Source organism: Nevskia soli DSM 19509, assembly GCF_000711955.1.
GTDB classification, from domain to species: domain Bacteria; phylum Pseudomonadota; class Gammaproteobacteria; order Nevskiales; family Nevskiaceae; genus Nevskia; species Nevskia soli.
Genome location: NZ_JONR01000014.1, coordinates 1 through 17,965 on the forward strand (window position 1 = coordinate 1; position 17,965 = coordinate 17,965).

At 65.8% G+C, this 17,965-nt stretch carries 15 protein-coding genes; 4 read left to right on the forward strand and 11 right to left on the reverse strand.

What is annotated here, in order from left to right; all coding sequences use genetic code 11:
* Positions 1 to 77: 77 nt before the first annotated feature.
* Positions 78 to 1,457 (reverse strand): DUF1254 domain-containing protein, encoded by a 1,380-nt coding sequence (locus tag BP26_RS0108145; RefSeq protein WP_051748644.1) that lies wholly within the window; start codon positions 1,455 to 1,457, stop codon positions 78 to 80.
* A gap of 54 nt (positions 1,458 to 1,511) precedes the next feature.
* A complete protein-coding gene (locus BP26_RS0108150; protein ID WP_029920084.1) occupies positions 1,512 to 2,882 on the reverse strand; it encodes a pyridoxal-phosphate dependent enzyme in 1,371 nt (456 codons plus the stop codon).
* Positions 2,883 to 3,087: 205 nt separating this feature from the next.
* On the opposite strand from BP26_RS0108150, the gene orn reads away from it, so the two are divergent.
* Entirely contained in the window at positions 3,088 to 3,645 is a 558-nt protein-coding gene (gene orn / locus BP26_RS0108155) for an oligoribonuclease (protein WP_029920085.1), read from the forward strand.
* Between the two features lie 127 nt (positions 3,646 to 3,772).
* Here orn and BP26_RS0108160 read toward each other — a convergent pair whose 3' ends face one another.
* The 9 genes from BP26_RS0108160 to BP26_RS0108200 all read right to left on the reverse strand — a co-directional run bounded on the left by BP26_RS0108160 (position 3,773) and on the right by BP26_RS0108200 (position 14,465).
* The gene (locus BP26_RS0108160) at positions 3,773 to 4,927 is read right to left on the reverse strand and encodes a PilT/PilU family type 4a pilus ATPase (protein WP_084182914.1); all 1,155 of its coding nucleotides are present in this window, start codon (positions 4,925 to 4,927) and stop codon (positions 3,773 to 3,775) included.
* A gap of 172 nt (positions 4,928 to 5,099) precedes the next feature.
* Complete coding sequence (locus tag BP26_RS0108165) at positions 5,100 to 6,443, reverse strand: ATP-binding protein (protein ID WP_029920087.1); 1,344 nt, start codon at positions 6,441 to 6,443, stop codon at positions 5,100 to 5,102.
* 137 nt (positions 6,444 to 6,580) lie between these two features.
* Positions 6,581 to 7,258 (reverse strand): response regulator transcription factor, encoded by a 678-nt coding sequence (locus tag BP26_RS0108170; RefSeq protein ID WP_029920088.1) that lies wholly within the window; start codon positions 7,256 to 7,258, stop codon positions 6,581 to 6,583.
* Positions 7,259 to 7,296: 38 nt separating this feature from the next.
* Positions 7,297 to 7,653 (reverse strand): hypothetical protein, encoded by a 357-nt coding sequence (locus BP26_RS0108175; RefSeq protein ID WP_029920089.1) that lies wholly within the window; start codon positions 7,651 to 7,653, stop codon positions 7,297 to 7,299.
* A 30-nt stretch (positions 7,654 to 7,683) separates the two neighbouring features.
* Entirely contained in the window at positions 7,684 to 8,244 is a 561-nt protein-coding gene (locus BP26_RS0108180; protein ID WP_084182915.1) for a glycine zipper 2TM domain-containing protein, read from the reverse strand.
* Positions 8,245 to 8,382: 138 nt separating this feature from the next.
* The gene (locus tag BP26_RS0108185; protein WP_029920091.1) at positions 8,383 to 9,732 is read right to left on the reverse strand and encodes a DUF1329 domain-containing protein; all 1,350 of its coding nucleotides are present in this window, start codon (positions 9,730 to 9,732) and stop codon (positions 8,383 to 8,385) included.
* 25 nt (positions 9,733 to 9,757) lie between these two features.
* Entirely contained in the window at positions 9,758 to 12,295 is a 2,538-nt protein-coding gene (locus tag BP26_RS0108190) for an efflux RND transporter permease subunit (protein WP_051748648.1), read from the reverse strand.
* Positions 12,296 to 13,207: 912 nt separating this feature from the next.
* Positions 13,208 to 13,831 (reverse strand): CDP-diacylglycerol--serine O-phosphatidyltransferase, encoded by a 624-nt coding sequence (gene pssA / locus BP26_RS0108195; protein ID WP_029920093.1) that lies wholly within the window; start codon positions 13,829 to 13,831, stop codon positions 13,208 to 13,210.
* 7 nt (positions 13,832 to 13,838) lie between these two features.
* Positions 13,839 to 14,465: a TetR/AcrR family transcriptional regulator gene (locus tag BP26_RS0108200; protein ID WP_029920094.1), complete on the reverse strand. Its 627-nt coding sequence runs from the start codon at positions 14,463 to 14,465 to the stop codon at positions 13,839 to 13,841.
* 48 nt (positions 14,466 to 14,513) lie between these two features.
* Between BP26_RS0108200 and BP26_RS0108205 the strand changes: the two genes are divergently transcribed.
* The 3 genes from BP26_RS0108205 (at position 14,514) to BP26_RS0108215 (ending at position 17,949) form a co-directional block, all read left to right on the forward strand.
* Entirely contained in the window at positions 14,514 to 15,137 is a 624-nt protein-coding gene (locus BP26_RS0108205; protein ID WP_036516319.1) for an FMN-binding negative transcriptional regulator, read from the forward strand.
* On the forward strand, positions 15,134 to 15,931 hold the full coding sequence (locus BP26_RS0108210; protein WP_036516322.1) for an NAD-dependent deacylase: 798 nt from the start codon (positions 15,134 to 15,136) through the stop codon (positions 15,929 to 15,931). Before BP26_RS0108205 ends, BP26_RS0108210 begins: the two co-directional genes overlap by 4 nt.
* 209 nt (positions 15,932 to 16,140) lie before the next feature.
* Complete coding sequence (locus BP26_RS0108215; protein ID WP_029920097.1) at positions 16,141 to 17,949, forward strand: vWA domain-containing protein; 1,809 nt, start codon at positions 16,141 to 16,143, stop codon at positions 17,947 to 17,949.
* Positions 17,950 to 17,965: the final 16 nt, after the last annotated feature.

Sequence of the window (17,965 nt, forward strand, 5' to 3'; positions counted from 1 at the left end):
ACCATGCCGCACTCTGTCCGACTTGCACTGCGCAAAAATGACCGCCGTCGCAGGCGCGATTCATTCTGTTACAGGCTCTAAGGATCGATCCGCTCGATGGCCGGATAGCGGAATTGCCCCTCCAGCAGTTCCCGCCGCGGCTGGTAGGCGCGCATGGTCAGGCGGAACGGGCCGGCCGGTGCCGGCAGCCAGTTGGCCTGACCAGCCTCGTCCGGCGCCTGCCGCTGGATCAGGATGTCGAGGCTGCCGTCGGCGTTCTTCTTCAGGCCGGGGGTGCGGTCGCCGATGGCATACCGATGGATCGGATTGTCGACGAAGTAGCCGTGGCCGTCCGCTTCCATCGAATACAGGCCCAGCGACCAGAAGGCATCCGCCGGCACGCCGCCCGGCGGCAGGCGCAGCCGGTAGCGGTGGGTGCCGTTCAGGGGCTTGCCCTGGCTGTCCTTGAGGCCGTTGGCGTACAGCGCCTCTTCCGGCGGCAGCGCCATCAGGCCGAGCAGGGCTACGGCGGCGCGCACGTCGTAGTCGGTGCCGAAGTTGCCGATGTCGGCCGGCAGGTAACTCCAGCCCTGGACCAGGTGGCGCGGCCGCGCTACCGCATGGGCCAATAATTTCTGCGCCAGGCCGAAATCCTTGTCCCAGTCCGCGATGACGGTTTTGTCGGGGGTCTGCGTGACGGGGGCGATGCCGGCCTTGGCGATGCGTTCCAGCATGGGCGCGTCGTCGCGGGGCGGCGGGTTCTCGGCCAGGGCGCGGTCGACGATCTCGACGAAGTTGCTGCCGCTGTTGGCCACCGGTGCGATGGCGACGGCGGCACTGGCCGGCGCGCCGCGTGGCGGGGTGAGCTTGAAGCCGTCCTGCAGGGCCGTGACCGCGGCGACATCGTCGGGGCCGTCGACCAGGATGCGCACCAGCAGCAGCACGGTGTTGGTCGGCGCATGGATCAGCTGCGGGCCGTCGTCCGGTGTATTGCCCTGCCAGCCCGGCCCGGCGATGAAGAAGCTCGCGGCATGCGTGCCGGTGGTGCGCCGGCCGATGATCGAGAAATTGTTGGTGTACGCGTCCATCAGCGCCGCCGAGTAATAGCGGTCGCCCGTGTCCGGCACCTCGAAACGCACCGGCCCCGACGACAGATCGAGTACGGCCAGCGAATACAGCGTGTCGTTGTTCGGCATCGTCACCAGGCGGTCGCCGGCCTCCGTCAGCCGGCGCCGATGGGCGAAGGTGTTGAGGCCCACACGATGCGGGTTGTGGGTGTCGAACACCGCGGCGTAGCGGACCCGCATCACCTCGTACAGGGGCAGGGCATAGCGGTAGGCCACGCCGATGGTCCAGGCGGTGCGCGCTTCGTGCACCAGCGAAACCGTCGCCACGCCGAGTACCAGCAGCAGGGCGATGATGATGGGGCGGCGGGAGAGGCGGGAGGTGACGGCGGTCCCGGTTGTGGTCTTTTTCATTGGCGGTATTCGGATCCGGCCGCCCGAACGGCGGCCGGATGTTCGCTGGAACGGTTAGCCGATCTGCTGTCTCAGGTAATTCAACAGGTCGATCTTGGTGATCAACCCGACGAAGCGCCCGCCGTCGGCAACCACCGCGACATGGTCGCGCTGGAAGATCGGCAGCAGGTCGGACACCGGCGCATCCGGCGTGATGGTCTCGACGTTGTTGACCATGGCCGTGCTCACCGCGTCCTTGAAGCGCGCCGGGTTGCTGTGCACGTGCAGCAGCAGGTCCGATTCGTCGAGGATGCCGATGACCTTTTCGCCCTGCATCACCGGGATCTGCGACACGTCGAACAGCTTCATGCGGCGATAGGCCAGCAGCAGGTTGTCGGTCGGCGCCAGCGTCACCGCGCCGCCTTCCTGGTAGCGGCGCACGATCAGGTCCAGCAGGTTGCCCTGCTTGGGGCGGTCGAGCAGGCCCTGCTCGAACATCCAGTAATCGTTGTACATCTTGGTCAGGTACTTGTTGCCGCTGTCGCAGACGAAAGTGACGACGCGCTTGGGCGCGGTCTGCTCGCGGCAGTAGCGCAGCGCCGCCGCCACCAGGGTGCCGGTGGAAGAGCCGCCCAGGATGCCTTCCTTGCGCAGCACCTCGCGCGCGGTGAAGAAGCTCTCGGCGTCGCTGATCTCGTAGGCCTGTTTGACGCGGGTTAGGTCGCAGTTGGGCGGAATGAAGTCCTCGCCGATGCCCTCGATCAGCCAGCTGCCGGCTTCCTTCTGTATCTTGCCGGTGCGCACCACGTCGGCCAGGATCGAACCCTTGGGGTCGGCCAGCACCATCTCCACGTGCGGCGCGACGCGGGCGAAATAGCGCGACAGGCCGGTGAGGGTGCCGCCGGAGCCGACACCGGCCACCACCGCATCGAGCATGTGGTCACTTTGCGCCCAGATCTCCGGCCCGGTCGTCGCCTCGTGGGCGAGGGGGTTGGCCGGGTTGGAAAACTGGTTGACGTAGAAGCTGTCCGGAATCTCCTTCGACAGCCGCTCGGCGATGTCCTGGTAGTAGTCGGGATGGCCCTTGCCCACGTCGGAGCGGGTCAGGTGGATTTCGGCGCCGAGCGCACGCAGGTGCAGCACCTTCTCCTGCGCCATCTTGTCCGGGATCACCAGGATCAGGCGGTAGCCTTTCTGCGCCGCCACCAGGGCCAGGCCCAGGCCGGTGTTGCCGGCGGTGGCCTCGATCAGGGTGCCGCCGGGCTTGATCTTGCCCTCCCGTTCCGCCGCCTCGACCATCGACAGGCCGATGCGGTCCTTGATCGAGCCGGTGGGGTTCTGGTTTTCCAGCTTGACGAACAGCCGGCACATCCCGGTGTCCAGATTCTTCAATTCAACCAAGGGCGTATTGCCGATGGTATTCAACACGGAGCCATCTCGTGGCATGAATCCTCCTGCTTATTTGGACAGTCCGGTCATGGATGACCGGTTCTTGGACATGGATGTCCACTATTCCACCAGCCTAGCACGGCGGTCTGGGCGACTCCGAGACGTGTTTGCGGAGTCAGGCGCGGTTCAGACCGCCGACGCCCGCTCCCGCACCCACCGTTCCGGGCACCGTGTCGCGGGCGTCCCTGTTAACCTACTGCTTATGAACCCGAACCCCACCAACCTGATCTGGATCGACCTCGAAATGACCGGACTGGTGCCTGAGCGGCACCGCGTCATCGAGATCGCCACCCTGGTCACCGACCAGTACCTCAACGCCCTGGCCGAAGGGCCGGTGATCGCCATCCACCAGTCCGACGCCGAACTGGAAGCCATGGACGAGTGGAACACCACCCAGCATGGCCGCTCCGGCCTGACCCGTCGGGTGCGCGAGAGCCGCATCGACGAGGCCGAGGCGCAGCGCCTCACGGTGGAATTCCTGCGCCAGTGGGTGCCCGCCGGCCGTTCCCCGATGTGCGGCAACTCCATCTGCCAGGACCGCCGCTTCCTGGCGCGCTGGATGCCGGAACTGGAGAAGCATTTCCATTACCGCAACCTCGATGTCAGCACCCTGAAGGAGCTGTGCCACCGCTGGGCGCCGACGATCGCGCGCGGGTTCAACAAGGATTCTCGGCACCTGGCGATGGACGACGTGAAGGACTCGATCGCCGAGTTGCGCTACTACCGCGAGAATTTCCTGCGCATCCAGTCGCCGGGTTGAGGACGGCATGGCATTGGTGGCGGGCTGAAAGCAGCAGGAAGCAGCCCGGCGAGCGGGCAGTGCACAGGGGAAGCCCGTCCGGATCGGCTATCCCGCGTGGCCCCGCTCATCTCCCGGATCAGGTCGGCTACGTGCGCTTGTAGTGCCTGCCCGGGTTTTCCGCAGCGGCCTTGGCCTCCAGATCGACCATCGTCAGATTGGGCGCATCGGCGACGGTAAGCGGCGCGGACAGGCGTATGCGCAGGCCCAGATCGGTGCGCGAATCGGCATTGCGCAGGGCTTCTTCCGCGCTGATGCGGCCTGCCTTGTAGAGCTCGAAAAGAGACTGGTCGAAGGTATACATGCCGCTTTGGCTGCCCTTGCTCATCGCATCCTTGAGTTCGTTGGCGCGGCCCTGGCGGATCATCTCGGAGATCTGCATGGTCGATACCATGACCTCGGTCGCCAGCGCCACCTTGCCGTCGATCGAGGGCACCAGGCGCTGCGAAATCACCGCCTTGAGGTTAAGTGAAAGGTCCATCAGGATCTGCTGTCGCGCGGGCTCGGGAAAGAAATTGACCAGTCGATCGACGGCCTGGTCGGCGCCGCTGGCGTGCAGGGTGGACAGGCACAGGTGGCCGGTTTCCGCGTACGCGATCGCGTGCCGGGCGGTTTCCTGGTCCCTGATTTCGCCGATCATGATGACGTCCGGCGCTTCGCGCATGGCGTTGCGCAGCGCGTCGCCGAAGGTGCGCGTATCCACTGAGACTTCACGCTGGTCTACCAGCGCGCGGCTATGGCGGAACAGGAATTCGATCGGATCTTCGATGGTCAGAATGTGGCCGTCGCCGTTGGCGGCCCGATAGGTGACCATGGCCGCCAGCGAGGTGCTTTTCCCAGACCCGGCCGCGCCCACAAACAGCACCAGTCCGCGCTTGGTCATGGCAAAGTCAGCGCACTGAGCCGGCAAGCCGAGCTGTTTGAACGACGGCACCTGCGACTTGATCTGGCGGATGACCATGCCCATTTCGCCACGCTGCAGGAAGACGTTCATGCGGAATCGACCGGCCTGTCCGAAGGAGTAAGACAGGTTTGCCTCCATCGTCTCGTCGAAAGCCGCTTTCTGGCGCTCGCTCATGATGCTGTAGGCCATGTCCCGCACTTCGCCACGCTTCAGGATCGGGACGTTGAGAGAATGGGTGACCCCTTCGATCTTGATGCGCGGTGTGGCGCCGCAGGTCAGGAACACGTCGGACGCCCCGCGGTCGATCATTAACTGGAGCACTTTTTGCAGGTCGGGCATGAAAGAGATACCAGTGGAACGCGATATACAAGGCATTGCCACGCTTCGCACAGTGGCAGCTGACAGCGGCGCCCGCCGCTGATTTGCCTCATCCTACTCCCGGAGCGCTGTCAGCACATCCGCCCGAATTGACTGGTGCGCCGCCAGCGCCGCCGCAATCCTTGCGATCCGCTCAGACGGACAAGGCTACATCGACCTTGCCGCCGCCCAGCTCCGAGCGCCCCAGTTCGATGCTGCCGTCGTAGGCCCGCACCATCTCCGCCACCGCGCCCAGGCCGATGCCCTGGCCGGGGGTGAGGCTGTCGGCGCGCATGCCGCGTTGCAGGAGATTCCCGGCTTCCTCGGGGAAGCCCTTGCCGTCGTCCTCCACGCACAGGTGCAGCTTGCGCTCGGCGTAGCGGGCGCTGACGCGGATGCGCTTGTGACACCACTTGCCGGCGTTGTCCATCAGGTTGCCGAGCATCTCGTAGAGGTCGCCCTCGTCGGCGCGCGCGCGCAGGCGCTCGTCGATATCGAAGTCGAATTCCGGCTGCTTGTCGGCGTAGACCTTGGCCAGGGCGCCGGCGATCTTCTCCACCAGCGGCCGCAGCCGCACCGGCTCGGCGAAGGCGCGGCGGCCGGCGGTGGCGGCCTTGCGCAGCTGGTGGTCGGTGATCTCGCGGATGCGGCCGACCGGATCGCGCAGGCGTTCGCGCAACGCCGCATCGGCGGTCTTGTCGTCGATCAGGCCGCGCAACACCGCCAGTGGTGTTTTCAGGCTATGGGCCAGGTCGTCCAGTGCGTTGCGGTAGCGCGACTGCTGGTTGCGCTCGCCCTGGATCATGGTGTTGAGGCCGGAGGCCAGCGGCATCAGCTCGTCCGGATAGGTCGACTCGATCTGCGTCTGCTCGCCGCTTTCGACCCGGCGCAGCTCCTTGGCCAGCCGACGCAGCGGCGCCAGGCCCCAGCGCAGCACCAGCAATTGCAGCAGCAGCAGGGCGCTGGCGGCGAAGCCCAGGCCGATCCACAGGGTGCGGCGGAACACGCCGAGCTGGGTGCGGTAGGGCGTCTTGTCTTCCAGCACCGCCACGGTGTAGCGACGCGGCTTGGGTGTGCTGAAGATGTGGGTGCTGCTGTCCGCCGCCCAGCGCACGCCGTAGCTGAGGGCGAACTGGTCGTCGAACTCGGTGAACTGGGTGCCGCCGATTTCCGGCGCCTGCAGGTTCGGCACTTCGCCCTCGAAATTGGACGAGCGCCAGATCACCTTGCCCTTGGCGTCGAAGATCAGTGCCGCCAGGCCGGACTGCACCCGTCCCAGCCGCGGATCGGGCAGGGCGTTGGCGGGGATGGTGAGCATGTCGTTCTCGCCGGCGTCGGCGGCGCCGAGCAGGGCGTAGACCAGGGCCTGCATCTTGTCCCGCTGCACCTGCTGCGCGCTGCTGCGGAAGGCCTGTTCCAGCGCCGCGCCGGACAGCAGCATGAACACCACCAGCACCAGCGTGGCGGCGAGCAGCAGGCGGGCGCGCAGCGATTTCATTGAAGACAGTGATTAGTGGTTAGTGACTAATGGTTAGTGACTAGTGGTTAGTAAAAGCAGTGGCGCGAGTCCCACAGACCCTATCAAAACCAAGACCCCGTCGCTTTTACTGGCCACTGACCACTAATCACTGGCCACTAGTTTCTCGGCAGGTCCCAGCGGTAACCGCTGCCGCGCAGCGTGGTGATGGGATTGAGCTGGCCTTCCGGGTCGAGCTTGGTGCGCAGGCGGCGCACGAACACCTCGATGACGTTGCTGTCGCGCTCCTCTTCCTCGTTGTAGAGGTGCTCGGTCAGCGTGCTCTTCGACACCACTTCACCCGCGTGCAGCACCAGGAACTCCAGTACCCGGTACTCGTAGGCGGTCAGTTCCACCGGCTTGCCGGAGAGACTGACATTGCGCGCGGTGGTATCGAGCACGATGGGGCCGCATTCCAGCAGCGACTGGCTCCAGCCGCCGCTGCGCCGCACCAGGGCGCGGGCGCGGGCCAGCAGTTCCTCGCGGTGGAAGGGTTTGACCAGGTAATCGTCGGCGCCGGCCTCCAGGCCCTCGACCTTGCTCTGCCAGCCGTCGCGGGCGGTGAGGATCAGGATCGGGAATTTGCGCCCGGCCTTGCGCACCGCCTTGATGATGGCGATGCCGGGGGTCTTGGGCAGGCCGAGGTCGACCACGACCAGATCGAGGGGGTACTCGAGCGCCATGAACTGGCCCTCGTCGCCGTCGCCGGCGGAGTCGACCGCATAGCCCTCTTCCTCGAGGTATTGGCTGACCTGCTCCCGCAGTTGCGGATCGTCTTCGATGACCAGTGCGCGCATGGGTGATTGTTCGGGTTATTGAGGGTATAAGAGCCGGGTTATTGGCCCGGTATGTAGACCGAACGGACTTCGCCGTCCTTGAGCACGCGCACACGATAGCCGCTTTCCGCCGGGTCGGCGGCCAGGACGCGGCCGCCGCCGTTCATCTGCTGTGCCCGGCGCATCGCCTCGCCGCGGGAAACACCAGGGCCTTGCGGGCGCTGTTGCGGCGGCGGAAACATCTGCTGCCGCGGCGGCTCGGGCGGGCGGTACTGCTGCTGCTGGGGCGGCATGCGCTGCTGTTGCTGTGGCGGCCGTGGCGGTTCGCGCCGCTGCTCGTGTCCCCAGCCGCCGGCCATGACCGGCTGTAAAGCCAGTCCGGTCAGCAGCAGGAGGGTCGCGAGTCGGGTGCGCATGGTCTTACTTTAGGCTGTCGGCCGCTCCGATTAATAGCCCGCGGGGCCGACGTTTACGTTCACCAGCAGCTGCGGGCCGGGGTCGTAGCCCAGGCGGGTGCGATAGACCTGGCCGCCGTAGCGGTAGGTCACGTCGTAACCCTGCAACTGCTGCTGTACCTGGTAGTCGTTGACCACGGTGCACTGGCGCTGGTAGCCGACGCGCTGCACGTCGTTGGCGCGGCCGATGTTGTTGCCCACGCCGGCACCGACCACGGCGCCGATGCCGGTGGCCCAGGCATTGCCGGAGCCGCGGCCGAAAGCGTGGCCGATCAGGCCGCCGGCGAGGCCGCCGAGAATGGTGCCGCCGACCGAGGGGCGGTTGTCGGTGTAGGCCACCTGCTGGTCGTAGCATTCCTGGCGCGGCATCGCCACGTTGATCTGCTGGTAGATCGGGCTGCTGCTCAGGACCTCGGCATAGGCCTGCCCCGGGGGCGGGTAGCCATAGCCGTCGCCGTAGTAGGGATCGGCGAGGGCCGCCGTGCTCACGCCCACTATGGCCGCCGCAACGAAGAATTTGCCCAAACCCTGCCCAACTTTCAGCCTGCTCATGGTCCTGCTCCGGTCCACGCACGACCTTTCGTGCGTTTCTTACGGCAAATCTACGCTTGCAAGCTGAATTGGGGCTGAACTGGGGCGCTGTTGCGGGGATCTTTACCCTTTGTTTTTCCGGAGCTTGGCGGTGTTTTCCTACTTCCCGGCGGTGGCGAACTTCTGCAGCTGCTGGGGCGTGAAGTAGGAAGGCGGCTGCTCCCAGTCGTATTCCACCTGCTGCGGTTCCTCGTTGAACAGGTTCACCGCGACGTAGCGGCGCGACTGCAGGTCGTAATGCACCTGCACGCCGTTGACCACCACCGGCACGTTGGCGAAGGTGATGGCGTGGGCTTCGGCGAAGCGCCAGAACTGGTCGCGGTTGTCGTAGATGTCCTGGGCCAGCACCAGCCAGCTGTCCTCGTCGAGGTAGAACACGCGCTTCTTGTAGATGTGGCTGAAGCCGGGCTTGAGGTCGGCTTCCATCACCCACACCCGGTGCAGCTCATAGCGGGCCAGGTCCTGGTTGATGTGGCCGCCGCGGATGATGTCCTTGTACTTGAGCTTGTCGCTGTACAGCACGTAGTCGTTGTAGGGGACCAGCATTTCCTTCTTGCCGATCAGCTTGACGGTGTAGCGGTCGAAGGGGCCGTTGAACATGTCGAGCTGGTCGTGGGTCATCAGGCCGTCGAACAGCGGGTTGTCGTAGCCGACTTCGCCGATGCGCCGCACCCGGCCCAGCGCCGGGTTGAATTCCCATACGCCGGTCTGCTCCTTGATGCGGTCCACCGGCACGTGCAGGAGGTCGGCGGTGCCGGCCTTGTTGGGCGGCGCCAGGGTCTTGACCATGGCGTAGAGGTTCTGGTTCTTCAGCGTATCGACGGTGGTCTTGGGATTGTTGTAGATGAAGGTGATCTCGCCGTAGGCGCGTTCCAGCACATAGCTGCCGTCCGGCTGGGTCTCGGCGGCGTTGACGTAGCCGCGGTAACCCTTGGTGTTGTAGCGCAGGATGTGGTTCCACATCAGCTCGGTGCCGTTCTTCGGGATCGGGAACGGGTAGCCTTGTGCCGCGCAGCAGAAGCCATAGCCGTTGTCGTTCAGTTCGACCCCGGTGGCGTTCTTCTTCGTCGCGTCGTAGAACCACTGCGGGTAGGAGGCGCTGCGGTGCGTCGGGTAGACGATCATCTTGTAGTCGGGGAAGGTCTGGAACAGGGCCTTGTAGCCTTCCGTCAACTGCGCCGAATATTGCTTGTAGTTGGCCGCGGTGATCGTATACAGCGGCTTGTCCGCCGCGTAGGGATTGTCACTGCGCTTCATTTCCTTCTGCGGCAGGCCGCCGTCCCAGGCGGGAATGGTGCCGGCGGCATTGCCGGCCTTCTCGGCGCCGATCGGGGTGAGGGTGGTGCCGAGCTGGGCGGCTTCCTCCGGGGTGACCTTGGCCAGCGCCGCCAGCGGCAGCGCCAGCAGCACGCCGAGCAGCAGCGTCATCCTGTTTTTCTTGTGAGCCATCGAACACTCTCCTCCAGCGGTACCGCTATTTGACCAGCAAACCGGACTTTGATTGCAGCGGGCTGACCAGATGGCACAGCCAGCCGAGGGCCGGCATCATCAGGATGGCGCCGAACAGGTTGGTGGTGAACATGAACAGCAGCAGCAGGCCCATGTCGGCCTGGAACTGCAGGCCCGAGAACAGCCAGGTGCCGACGCTGACGATCAGCGCCAGCGAGGTGAAGGTGGTGGCCTTGCCGGCCGCGCGCAGGGCGTGGCGGAAAGCCTCGCGGATGCTGTCGCCCTGGCCGAGGTAGCGGGTCAGGGCGCCCCACAGGTAGATGCCGTCGTCGACGCCGATGCCGACGCCGAAGGCCGCCACCGGCAGGGTGGCGCTCTTCATGCCGATGCCCATCATGGCCATGAAGCCGTAGGTGAGCAGCGAGCAGCTCACCAGGGGCGTGATGATGCACACCACGCTGGCCCAGGAGCGGAACGAGATCCAGACGAACACCAGCAGGGTCAGGTGCACCCACAGGATCACCAGGATCTCGCGCGACTCGATCTCCTCGTTGGTGGCGGCCATCACGCCGACGTTGCCTGAGGCGAGGGCGAAGTTGACGCCGTTGCTGAGGTTGTCGAGGTTGTAGCGCTTGACCGCGTCGACGATGCCGCTGAGCGTTTCGGCGCGGTGGTCGGTGGTGAAGATCAGCACCGGCATGGCCGAGCAGTCGGCGTTCTGCAGGCCGGTGCCGGAAGGGATGCGGCCGGTGAGCTGGGACAGCGCGGCCTGGTTGCGCGGCAGCACCGCCCACTTCGGCGAGCCCTCGCTCCACAGGCTGCGCGCCTGCCGCGCCAGCACCGGCAGCGAGATGGCGGAGAGCACGCCGGGGGTGTTCTGCATGCGCCAGTTGAAGCGGTCCACCGTGTCGATGACGTTGCCGTTGAGGCAGCCGTAGGGCTTGGCCTCGGCGATCACCTTGAGGATGTCGACGCCGATGGCGAAATTGGCGACGATGGCGTTGGAGTCCTGGTTATAGCGGCTGTCCGCCTTCAGCTCCGGCACGCCGGCCTGGGTGTCGCCGATGATCAGCCTGGGATACATCCAGATGGCCCAGGCCAGGGTCGCGGCGACGATGCCCAGGGTCAGGATGGCCCAGCGCGGTTCGGTGATGGCGGCGACACGCCGCCACAGCTGGTCGCCCCAGCGGTCGCGCGTGGCCATGCGCTGCTTGAACTTCTCGATGTCCGGCAGCCGCACCCAGGTCAGCACGATGGGCAGCATCATCTTGTTGGTGACGATCACCGCCGCCATGCCCAGCGCCGCGTTGATCGCCATCTCGCGCACGATGTCGATGTGAATGAAGGTCAGCGTGGCGAAGCCGATGACGTTGGTGACGATGGCCACCGTGCCGGGGAGGAACAGGCGGCGGAAGCTGGACACGGATGCATCGAAAGCGTTGACGCCGTTCTCGCAGACCTCGTTGCCCCAGGCGTTGATGTACTGCACGCCGTGCGATACGCCGATCGACATGATCAGGAACGGCACCAGGATGGCGAAGGGGTCGAGGCCGAAGCCGCAGAGCTGGAGCAGGCCCAACTCCCACACCACCGCCGTCACCGCCGCCGACAGCGGCAGCAGCGACAGCCGGAACGAGCCGCAGAACAGCCACAGCAGCAGGATCACCAGCAGCATGGCGACGAAGAAGAAGCCGATCACTTCGATGCTGGCGTCGGTGACGTCGCCGATGACCTTGGCGAAGCCGATGATGCGCACCGCGTATTCGGGCGAGTAGTCCGGGTTGGGCTGGGCCGATACCGTCACGTCGCGGCCGGAAACCAGGATGGCCTGGCCGTCGTCGTCGCGCTGCGCCGCCTCGAAGGTCTGCCAGCCGAGCTTCCAGCCGTAGTCGGTATAGCCGGTCCAGACCACGTCTCCCGCCTTGTACGGCGGGCGATCGGCCTTGAGCTTGTACTGGTATTCCTGCTGGCTCTGGATGCGCCCGCGCAACTGGTCCTCGAGCTGGCCGGCGAGGCGGTCGTAGTCGAGCCGTTCGCCGGTGACCGGGTGCCGCTCCAGCAGCGAGGCGACCACCATCGCGCCCTGCTGGTTGAGCGAGACGAAGCGGCCGATCACCGCGTCGGCCTTGCCGACGTGCTCACGCACCTTGGAGATCATCTCCGGCGTCGGCGCGTAGTTGGCCGGGATCACCGTGCCGAGGTTGATGCCGTCCTCGACGATCTCCAGGTAGGTCAGGTCCGGGGTGAAGAGGGAGGTGACGTGGGCGCGGTCCACGCCCGGCAGGAAGAAGGTGGCGTCGGTGAGCTTCTTCAGCTTGTCGAGGAAGTCGGCGTCGTAGATGTCCTTGCCGTCCTTGCGCATCAGGGCGACAGAAATCAGGTTGGCGCCGCCGAAGGCCTGTTCGTACTTCTTGAACACCTTCATGTAGGGGTGGTCGAGCGGGATCTGCTTCTCGAAGCCGGCATCCGGCCGCAGCTTCAGCGCGTGGAAGCCGAGGAACAGGGTCAAGGCCATCAGCAGGCCGAAAGTCAGCCAGCGCCGCCCGTAAATCAGCGGAATCACCGCCCGTAGTATCCCGTCCGCGGTAATTCGCACCGCGCTCCTCCGAAAAAAGTGTTGGCTTACCTGTACTTAGTCAGCAGTAAAGACTGTTTTGCCGCATTCGGCAACCTCCACGTAGCGTGCGTGCCGCGGGGGTTCCCGTGCGACGCAGATCACGGATTGCGCAACTGCATTTTGACACCTTAACCGTGTTCCACGATTCCGGAACCTGAACTAGGAGAAATACATGCTTAAGCTGTCCAGCCCTAGTTTGCTCGTCGCTCTGGTCCTTGAGATGTTTGACGTGCGGTGGATGTGTTGAAGTTTTTGCCGGCTTCTAAGAGCCTGTAACAGAATGAATCGCGCCTTCGCCCGCTCCCGCACCCACGCTGACGCGGCACCGTGTCGCGGGCGATCGTTGTCAGCCCCAGCCATGCAATCACCATGGCTGCGGCCTCCGCCTTGCCTGACGCGATTTTGGACTGCAACGCAGGTGCGATTCATTCTGTTACAGGCTCTAAAGGCTTTTGTTCCATTCCGCCACCCGCATCGCGAGCGTCGTGCAGTAGCTCAGGTTTGACTCAGTTCGCGGACCGCACAGCAACGTTTTGATACTCTGAATGCGTTCCTCGGTTCCGGAACGAGAAGGGAGAAAAACGCGCTGATGCGCGGTACCAGGCGCTGGCTGGCGTGACGGCGAAATAGGGCGGGAAGGGAAGAGATCCGCAGGTCCGCTGCAGCAGGTCCGCGGCCGATTCTGGGCCGTTTTTCGCCATGCGTGCCATGCGTGCCATGCGTGCCAAGGGTTTTTGTTGGCACGCATGCGGTGAGCGGGTTGAGCCGGCGGCGGATTTTTCGCGGATTTTGAGGCTTTCCGCGCGGCACCTCCCGGGTAGCGCTGCGCGCTTCCCGGGCTACGGGGGAACCCTGGATTCAGAGCTTGGGAATGCGGATGCGGCTGATCATCAGGGAGCCCGATACCGCGAACATCAGGGCCAGGGGGTGCAGGGTGAAGTGCAGGGCCTTGGTGGCGCCGAACCAGAGGTCTTCGCCGATGGCGCCCTGCCAGGTCGCCACCCACAGCACCACGACCAGCAGCAGCGAGGTGGGGATGGGGGTGCCTTCGAAGTACTTGACCTTGCCGGTGCCCTCGGAGAGCGTTTCGGCGGTGACGTTGTAGCGCGCCAGGCGCGACACGCCGCAGGCGACGAAGTAGCCCAGCACGATGCGGTCGATCAGGCCCTGCATGCCGCAGCCGTAGCCGATGACGGCGGGGACCACGCCGAAGGAGATGACGTCGGCGAGGGAGTCGAGTTCGCGGCCCAGAGCGGAGCTCTTGTTGCGCCAGCGGGCGATGCGGCCGTCGAGCACGTCGAACACCAGGGCGGCGACGACCAGGGCGCAGGCGTAGTAGACGTGGCGCGGCTCGCCGACCTGGAGGTAGGTCATCATCGAGAACAGGGCGCCGACGCCGCAGACGGCGTTGCCCAGGGTGAACCAGTCGGCGAGGTGAAACTCGCGGATCATCGAGAAGGGCTTTTTCTTTTGCTCGTCCATGCGGTGCTCAGAACTGTGGCAGCGGCGCCTTCCTGGCGTAGGCGCGGAACAGGGTACGGGCCAGCACGCCGAGGATCTGGCGCACCTCGGCGGGCGTCTGGTGGCGCAGCGGCAGGATCACGGCCTCGCCCAGGGACATCACGGCGCGGGCGAACTCTTCCAGTTCGCCGCCGAGGTCTTCGAACTGGCCCTGGTCGACGCCGCGGCGCAGGGCGGCCTCGATGATCTTCCAGGAGCGTTGTTCGAAGGCGCGCTGGGCATCGGACAGTCCCGAGGTTTCCGGGCCGGAGGGCACCAGCCAGTAGCCGGCGACGCCGTTGAGCACGCGCGGATCGCCGAGCAGCTTTTCCAGGCCGTGGAACAGGGCCAGCACGGCCTTGGCGCCGTCGGCCTCGGCGGCCATCGGCTCGAAGATGTAGTGGTCGAACAGGGCGTGCAGGCGCTGCAGGCAGTCCAGGTACAGCGCTTCCTTGCCGGTGTAATGCCAGTACAGCGCGCCCTTGCTCAGGCCGGTGGCGCTGGCGATGTCGCCGATGGAGACGCCGTCGAAGCCATAACGGGCGAACAGTTCGAACGCGCTGTCCTGGATGGCTTTGAGGGTGTCGATCTGCTTATGGGCGGGCTTGCGCGGCATTTGCGATAAATTAGGGCAAATCAACGATGTGCTGCGAGAGACTCCGATATGTACGTGCCGTCCCACAACCGCATGGACGACCGCGCTGAACAACTGGCATTCATGCGTCAGTATAGCTTTGCCACGCTGGTGACCGCCGGTTCCGGGGCGGTTCCGCGCGCTACCCATCTGCCGTTCGTGGCGGTGGAGGAGGGGGCCGGGCTGCGCCTGGTGGCGCACCTGGCGCGGGCCAATCCGCAGTGGCGGGATTTCGGCACGGGGGCGGAGGCGCTGGTGATCTTCCAGGGGCCGCATGCCTATATTTCGCCCGGCCTGTACGAGCGGCAGCCGAGCGTGCCGACCTGGAATTACGCGGCGGTGCACGTCTACGGCAAGCCGCGGCTGCTGGAGGGCCGGGAGGACAAGCTGTCGGCCCTGCGCCAACTGGTGACGGCCAACGACGCGCCCTGGCTGGCGGAGATGGAGCGGCTGCCGGCGGACTTCCTCGAACTCAAGCTGGGCGGCATCGTCGCCTTCGACATCGCGGTGACGCGGCTGGAGGCGCGCTGGAAGCTGAGCCAGGACCGCACGCCGCAGGAGCGGCGCAACATCGTCGAGGAGCTGAACGGCAGCGAGGATGGCGCGGCGCGGACCCTGGCCGGGATGACGCCGCTGGAGGAGGCGGGAGCATGACCGACTTCGTGCCCTTGCGGGCGCTGGCCGCGGAGCTGGGACGGGCGCGGCGGGTGCTGGTCATCACCGGGGCCGGCATGTCGGCCGATTCCGGGCTGCCGACCTATCGCGGCGTGGGCGGCCTTTACGACAACGGCCCGACCGCGGATGGCGTGGCGATCGAGGAGGCGCTGTCCGGCGAGATGATGGGGGAGCGGCCGGAGCTGACCTGGAAATACCTGGGCGAGATCGAGCGGGCCTGCCGCGGCCGCCAGCCCAATGCCGGGCATAACGTGCTGGCCGAGCTGGCGCCGCGCTACGAGCAGTTCACGGTGCTGACGCAGAACGTGGACGGCTTCCATCGGCAGGCGGGCAGCCGCGACCTGATCGAGATCCACGGCAACCTGCATCGGCTGCAGTGCGGCTTCTGTCCCTATGAAGTTGAAGTGGAGGATTACAGCGGGTTGGAGATTCCGCCGTCCTGCCCGTATTGCGCCGGGCTGGTGCGGCCGCGCGTGGTGCTGTTCGGCGAAGCGTTGCCGCAGCGTGAATTGGAGCGGCTGTACCAGGTGATCGAGCAGGGTGTGGACCTGGTGATCAGCATCGGCACCACCAGCGTGTTTCCGTATATCGCGCAACCGGTGATCGCGGCGGCGCGGCGCGGGGTGCCGACGGCGGAGATCAACCCGGGGGCGAGCGAGGTGTCGCATCTGGTGCGGTACCGGGTGCGGGAGGGGGCGGCTGCGGCTTTGCAGAAATTGGCGGTGATGCTGGATGAGGTGGCGGGTGCTGCGTGGAGGACAAAGACGGGGTGAATGCGGGTTAGCTACAAAAAGGCGTCATACCGGCGAAAGCCGGTATCCAGGGGTTCGGGGGCACTCCGTTGCTCTGGATACCGGCTTTCGCCGGTATGACGTAATTAATTTTTGTAGTGAGCTTTAATCAGTAGTGAGCTTTGATCAAGCCTTAACCCCGTTTCCCGGATTGCACCGTTTATACCGGTACCGATCCTGCGGAGACCGCGATGCGCAGCCCCACCTGTTCCTCCTTGTTGCTGGCCCTGATCACCGGCGCCGGTGTGATTGCTGCCGCCTGCTCCGTGCCGGAGCAGGCTTCTCCGCCGCAGAAGGTCGAGACGACCGCGTCGGCGGCGGAGCCTCAGGCCTTGCCGCCGCCACCTCCGCCGCTGCCGGTAGCGCAGCCCATGGCTGACATGACGGCACACGCCGGCCCGGCAAAACCGGGCGAGGAAGCCAGGACCTATCAGCGGAAGAGTGCGACTGGCGTGATGACTTCCGCACCTGCACCGTCGCTCGCACTGAACCGGAGCTACGCCGCCGGGGCTGCGTTCCGGGTGATGCCGGCGCAGCCGGAAGAGCGTGAAAACTATGGCCACTACGATTCCAACCCGGTGCAGCGCGTGGCGGAGAACCCGGTTTCCACGTTCAGCATCGACGTCGATACCGGCAGCTATGCCAATGTGCGGCGCTTCCTCAACGCCGGCAGCCTGCCGCCGGCCGATGCGGTGCGGGTGGAGGAGCTGGTCAACTACTTCGACTACGACTATGCGCCGCCGCGCGACCTGGATACGCCGTTCGCGGTGCATACCGAGATGGCGCCCACGCCGTGGAACGCGAAGACCCATCTGCTGCAGGTCGGCATCCAGGGCTGGAAGCCGCAGGGCGAGTTGCCTCCGTCGAACCTGGTGTTCCTGGTCGACGTCTCGGGCTCGATGCTGGAGCCGGACAAGCTGCCGCTGGTCAAGGCCAGCCTCAAGCTGCTGGCGCACCAGATGAGTCACGAGGATCGCATCAGCCTGGTGGTCTACGCCGGCAACACCGGCGTGGTGCTGGAGCCGACGCCGGGCGACGATACGGCGCGGATCGACGCGGCGCTGGACCGCCTGGAAGCCGGCGGCTCGACCAACGGCGGCGCCGGCATCCGCCTGGCCTACCAGGTGGCGCAGCAGGCCTTCATCAAGGGCGGCAACAACCGCGTGCTGCTGGCCACCGATGGGGATTTCAATGTCGGCACCACCAGCTTCGAGGCGCTGCTGGACCTGGTGAAGGAACGGCGCAAGAGCGGCATCGCCCTGACCACGCTGGGCGTGGGTACCGGCAACTACAACGACCGCCTGATGGAGCAGCTGGCGGATGCCGGCGACGGCAACTACGCCTACCTCGATTCCTTGAAGGAGGCGCAGAAGGCGCTGGTGGAGCAGCGTACGGCGACGCTGCTGACCATCGCCCGCGACGTGAAGATCCAGGTCGAGTTCAACCCGGCGCTGGTGTCCGAGTATCGCCTGATCGGCTACGAGGACCGCCTGCTCAAGCGCGAGGACTTCAACAACGACAAGGTCGACGCGGGCGATATCGGCGCCGGGCACCGGGTCACGGCGCTGTACGAAGTGACCCTGGCCGGCAGCGGCGGCGAGCGTATCGATCCCTTGCGCTATGGGCCGTCCGCGGCGACGGCCTCACGCGGCGACGAGCTGGCTTTCCTGCGCCTGCGCTACAAGCGTCCGCAGGACGGCATGGACGCATCGAGCCGGCTGATCGAGCAGCCGATCCTGAAGAGCCGTATCGAGTCCGCCGATGCCGCCACGCCTGCGTTCCGCCTGGCGGCTGCCGTGGCCGGTTACGGGCAGTTGCTGCGCGGCGGCACCTATACCAATGGTTTCGGGTACGCTGAAGTGGTGCGCCTGGCCCGTGCCGCGCGCGGCGACGATGCGCAGGGTTATGCCGGGGAGTTCATCCATCTGGCGCAGATGGCGGACAGTCTAGGCACCAAGCAGGCGCGGGCGGATGCAACCGCGGTGAAGCAGGAGGAGTAGGGCCTGCTAACGCTAC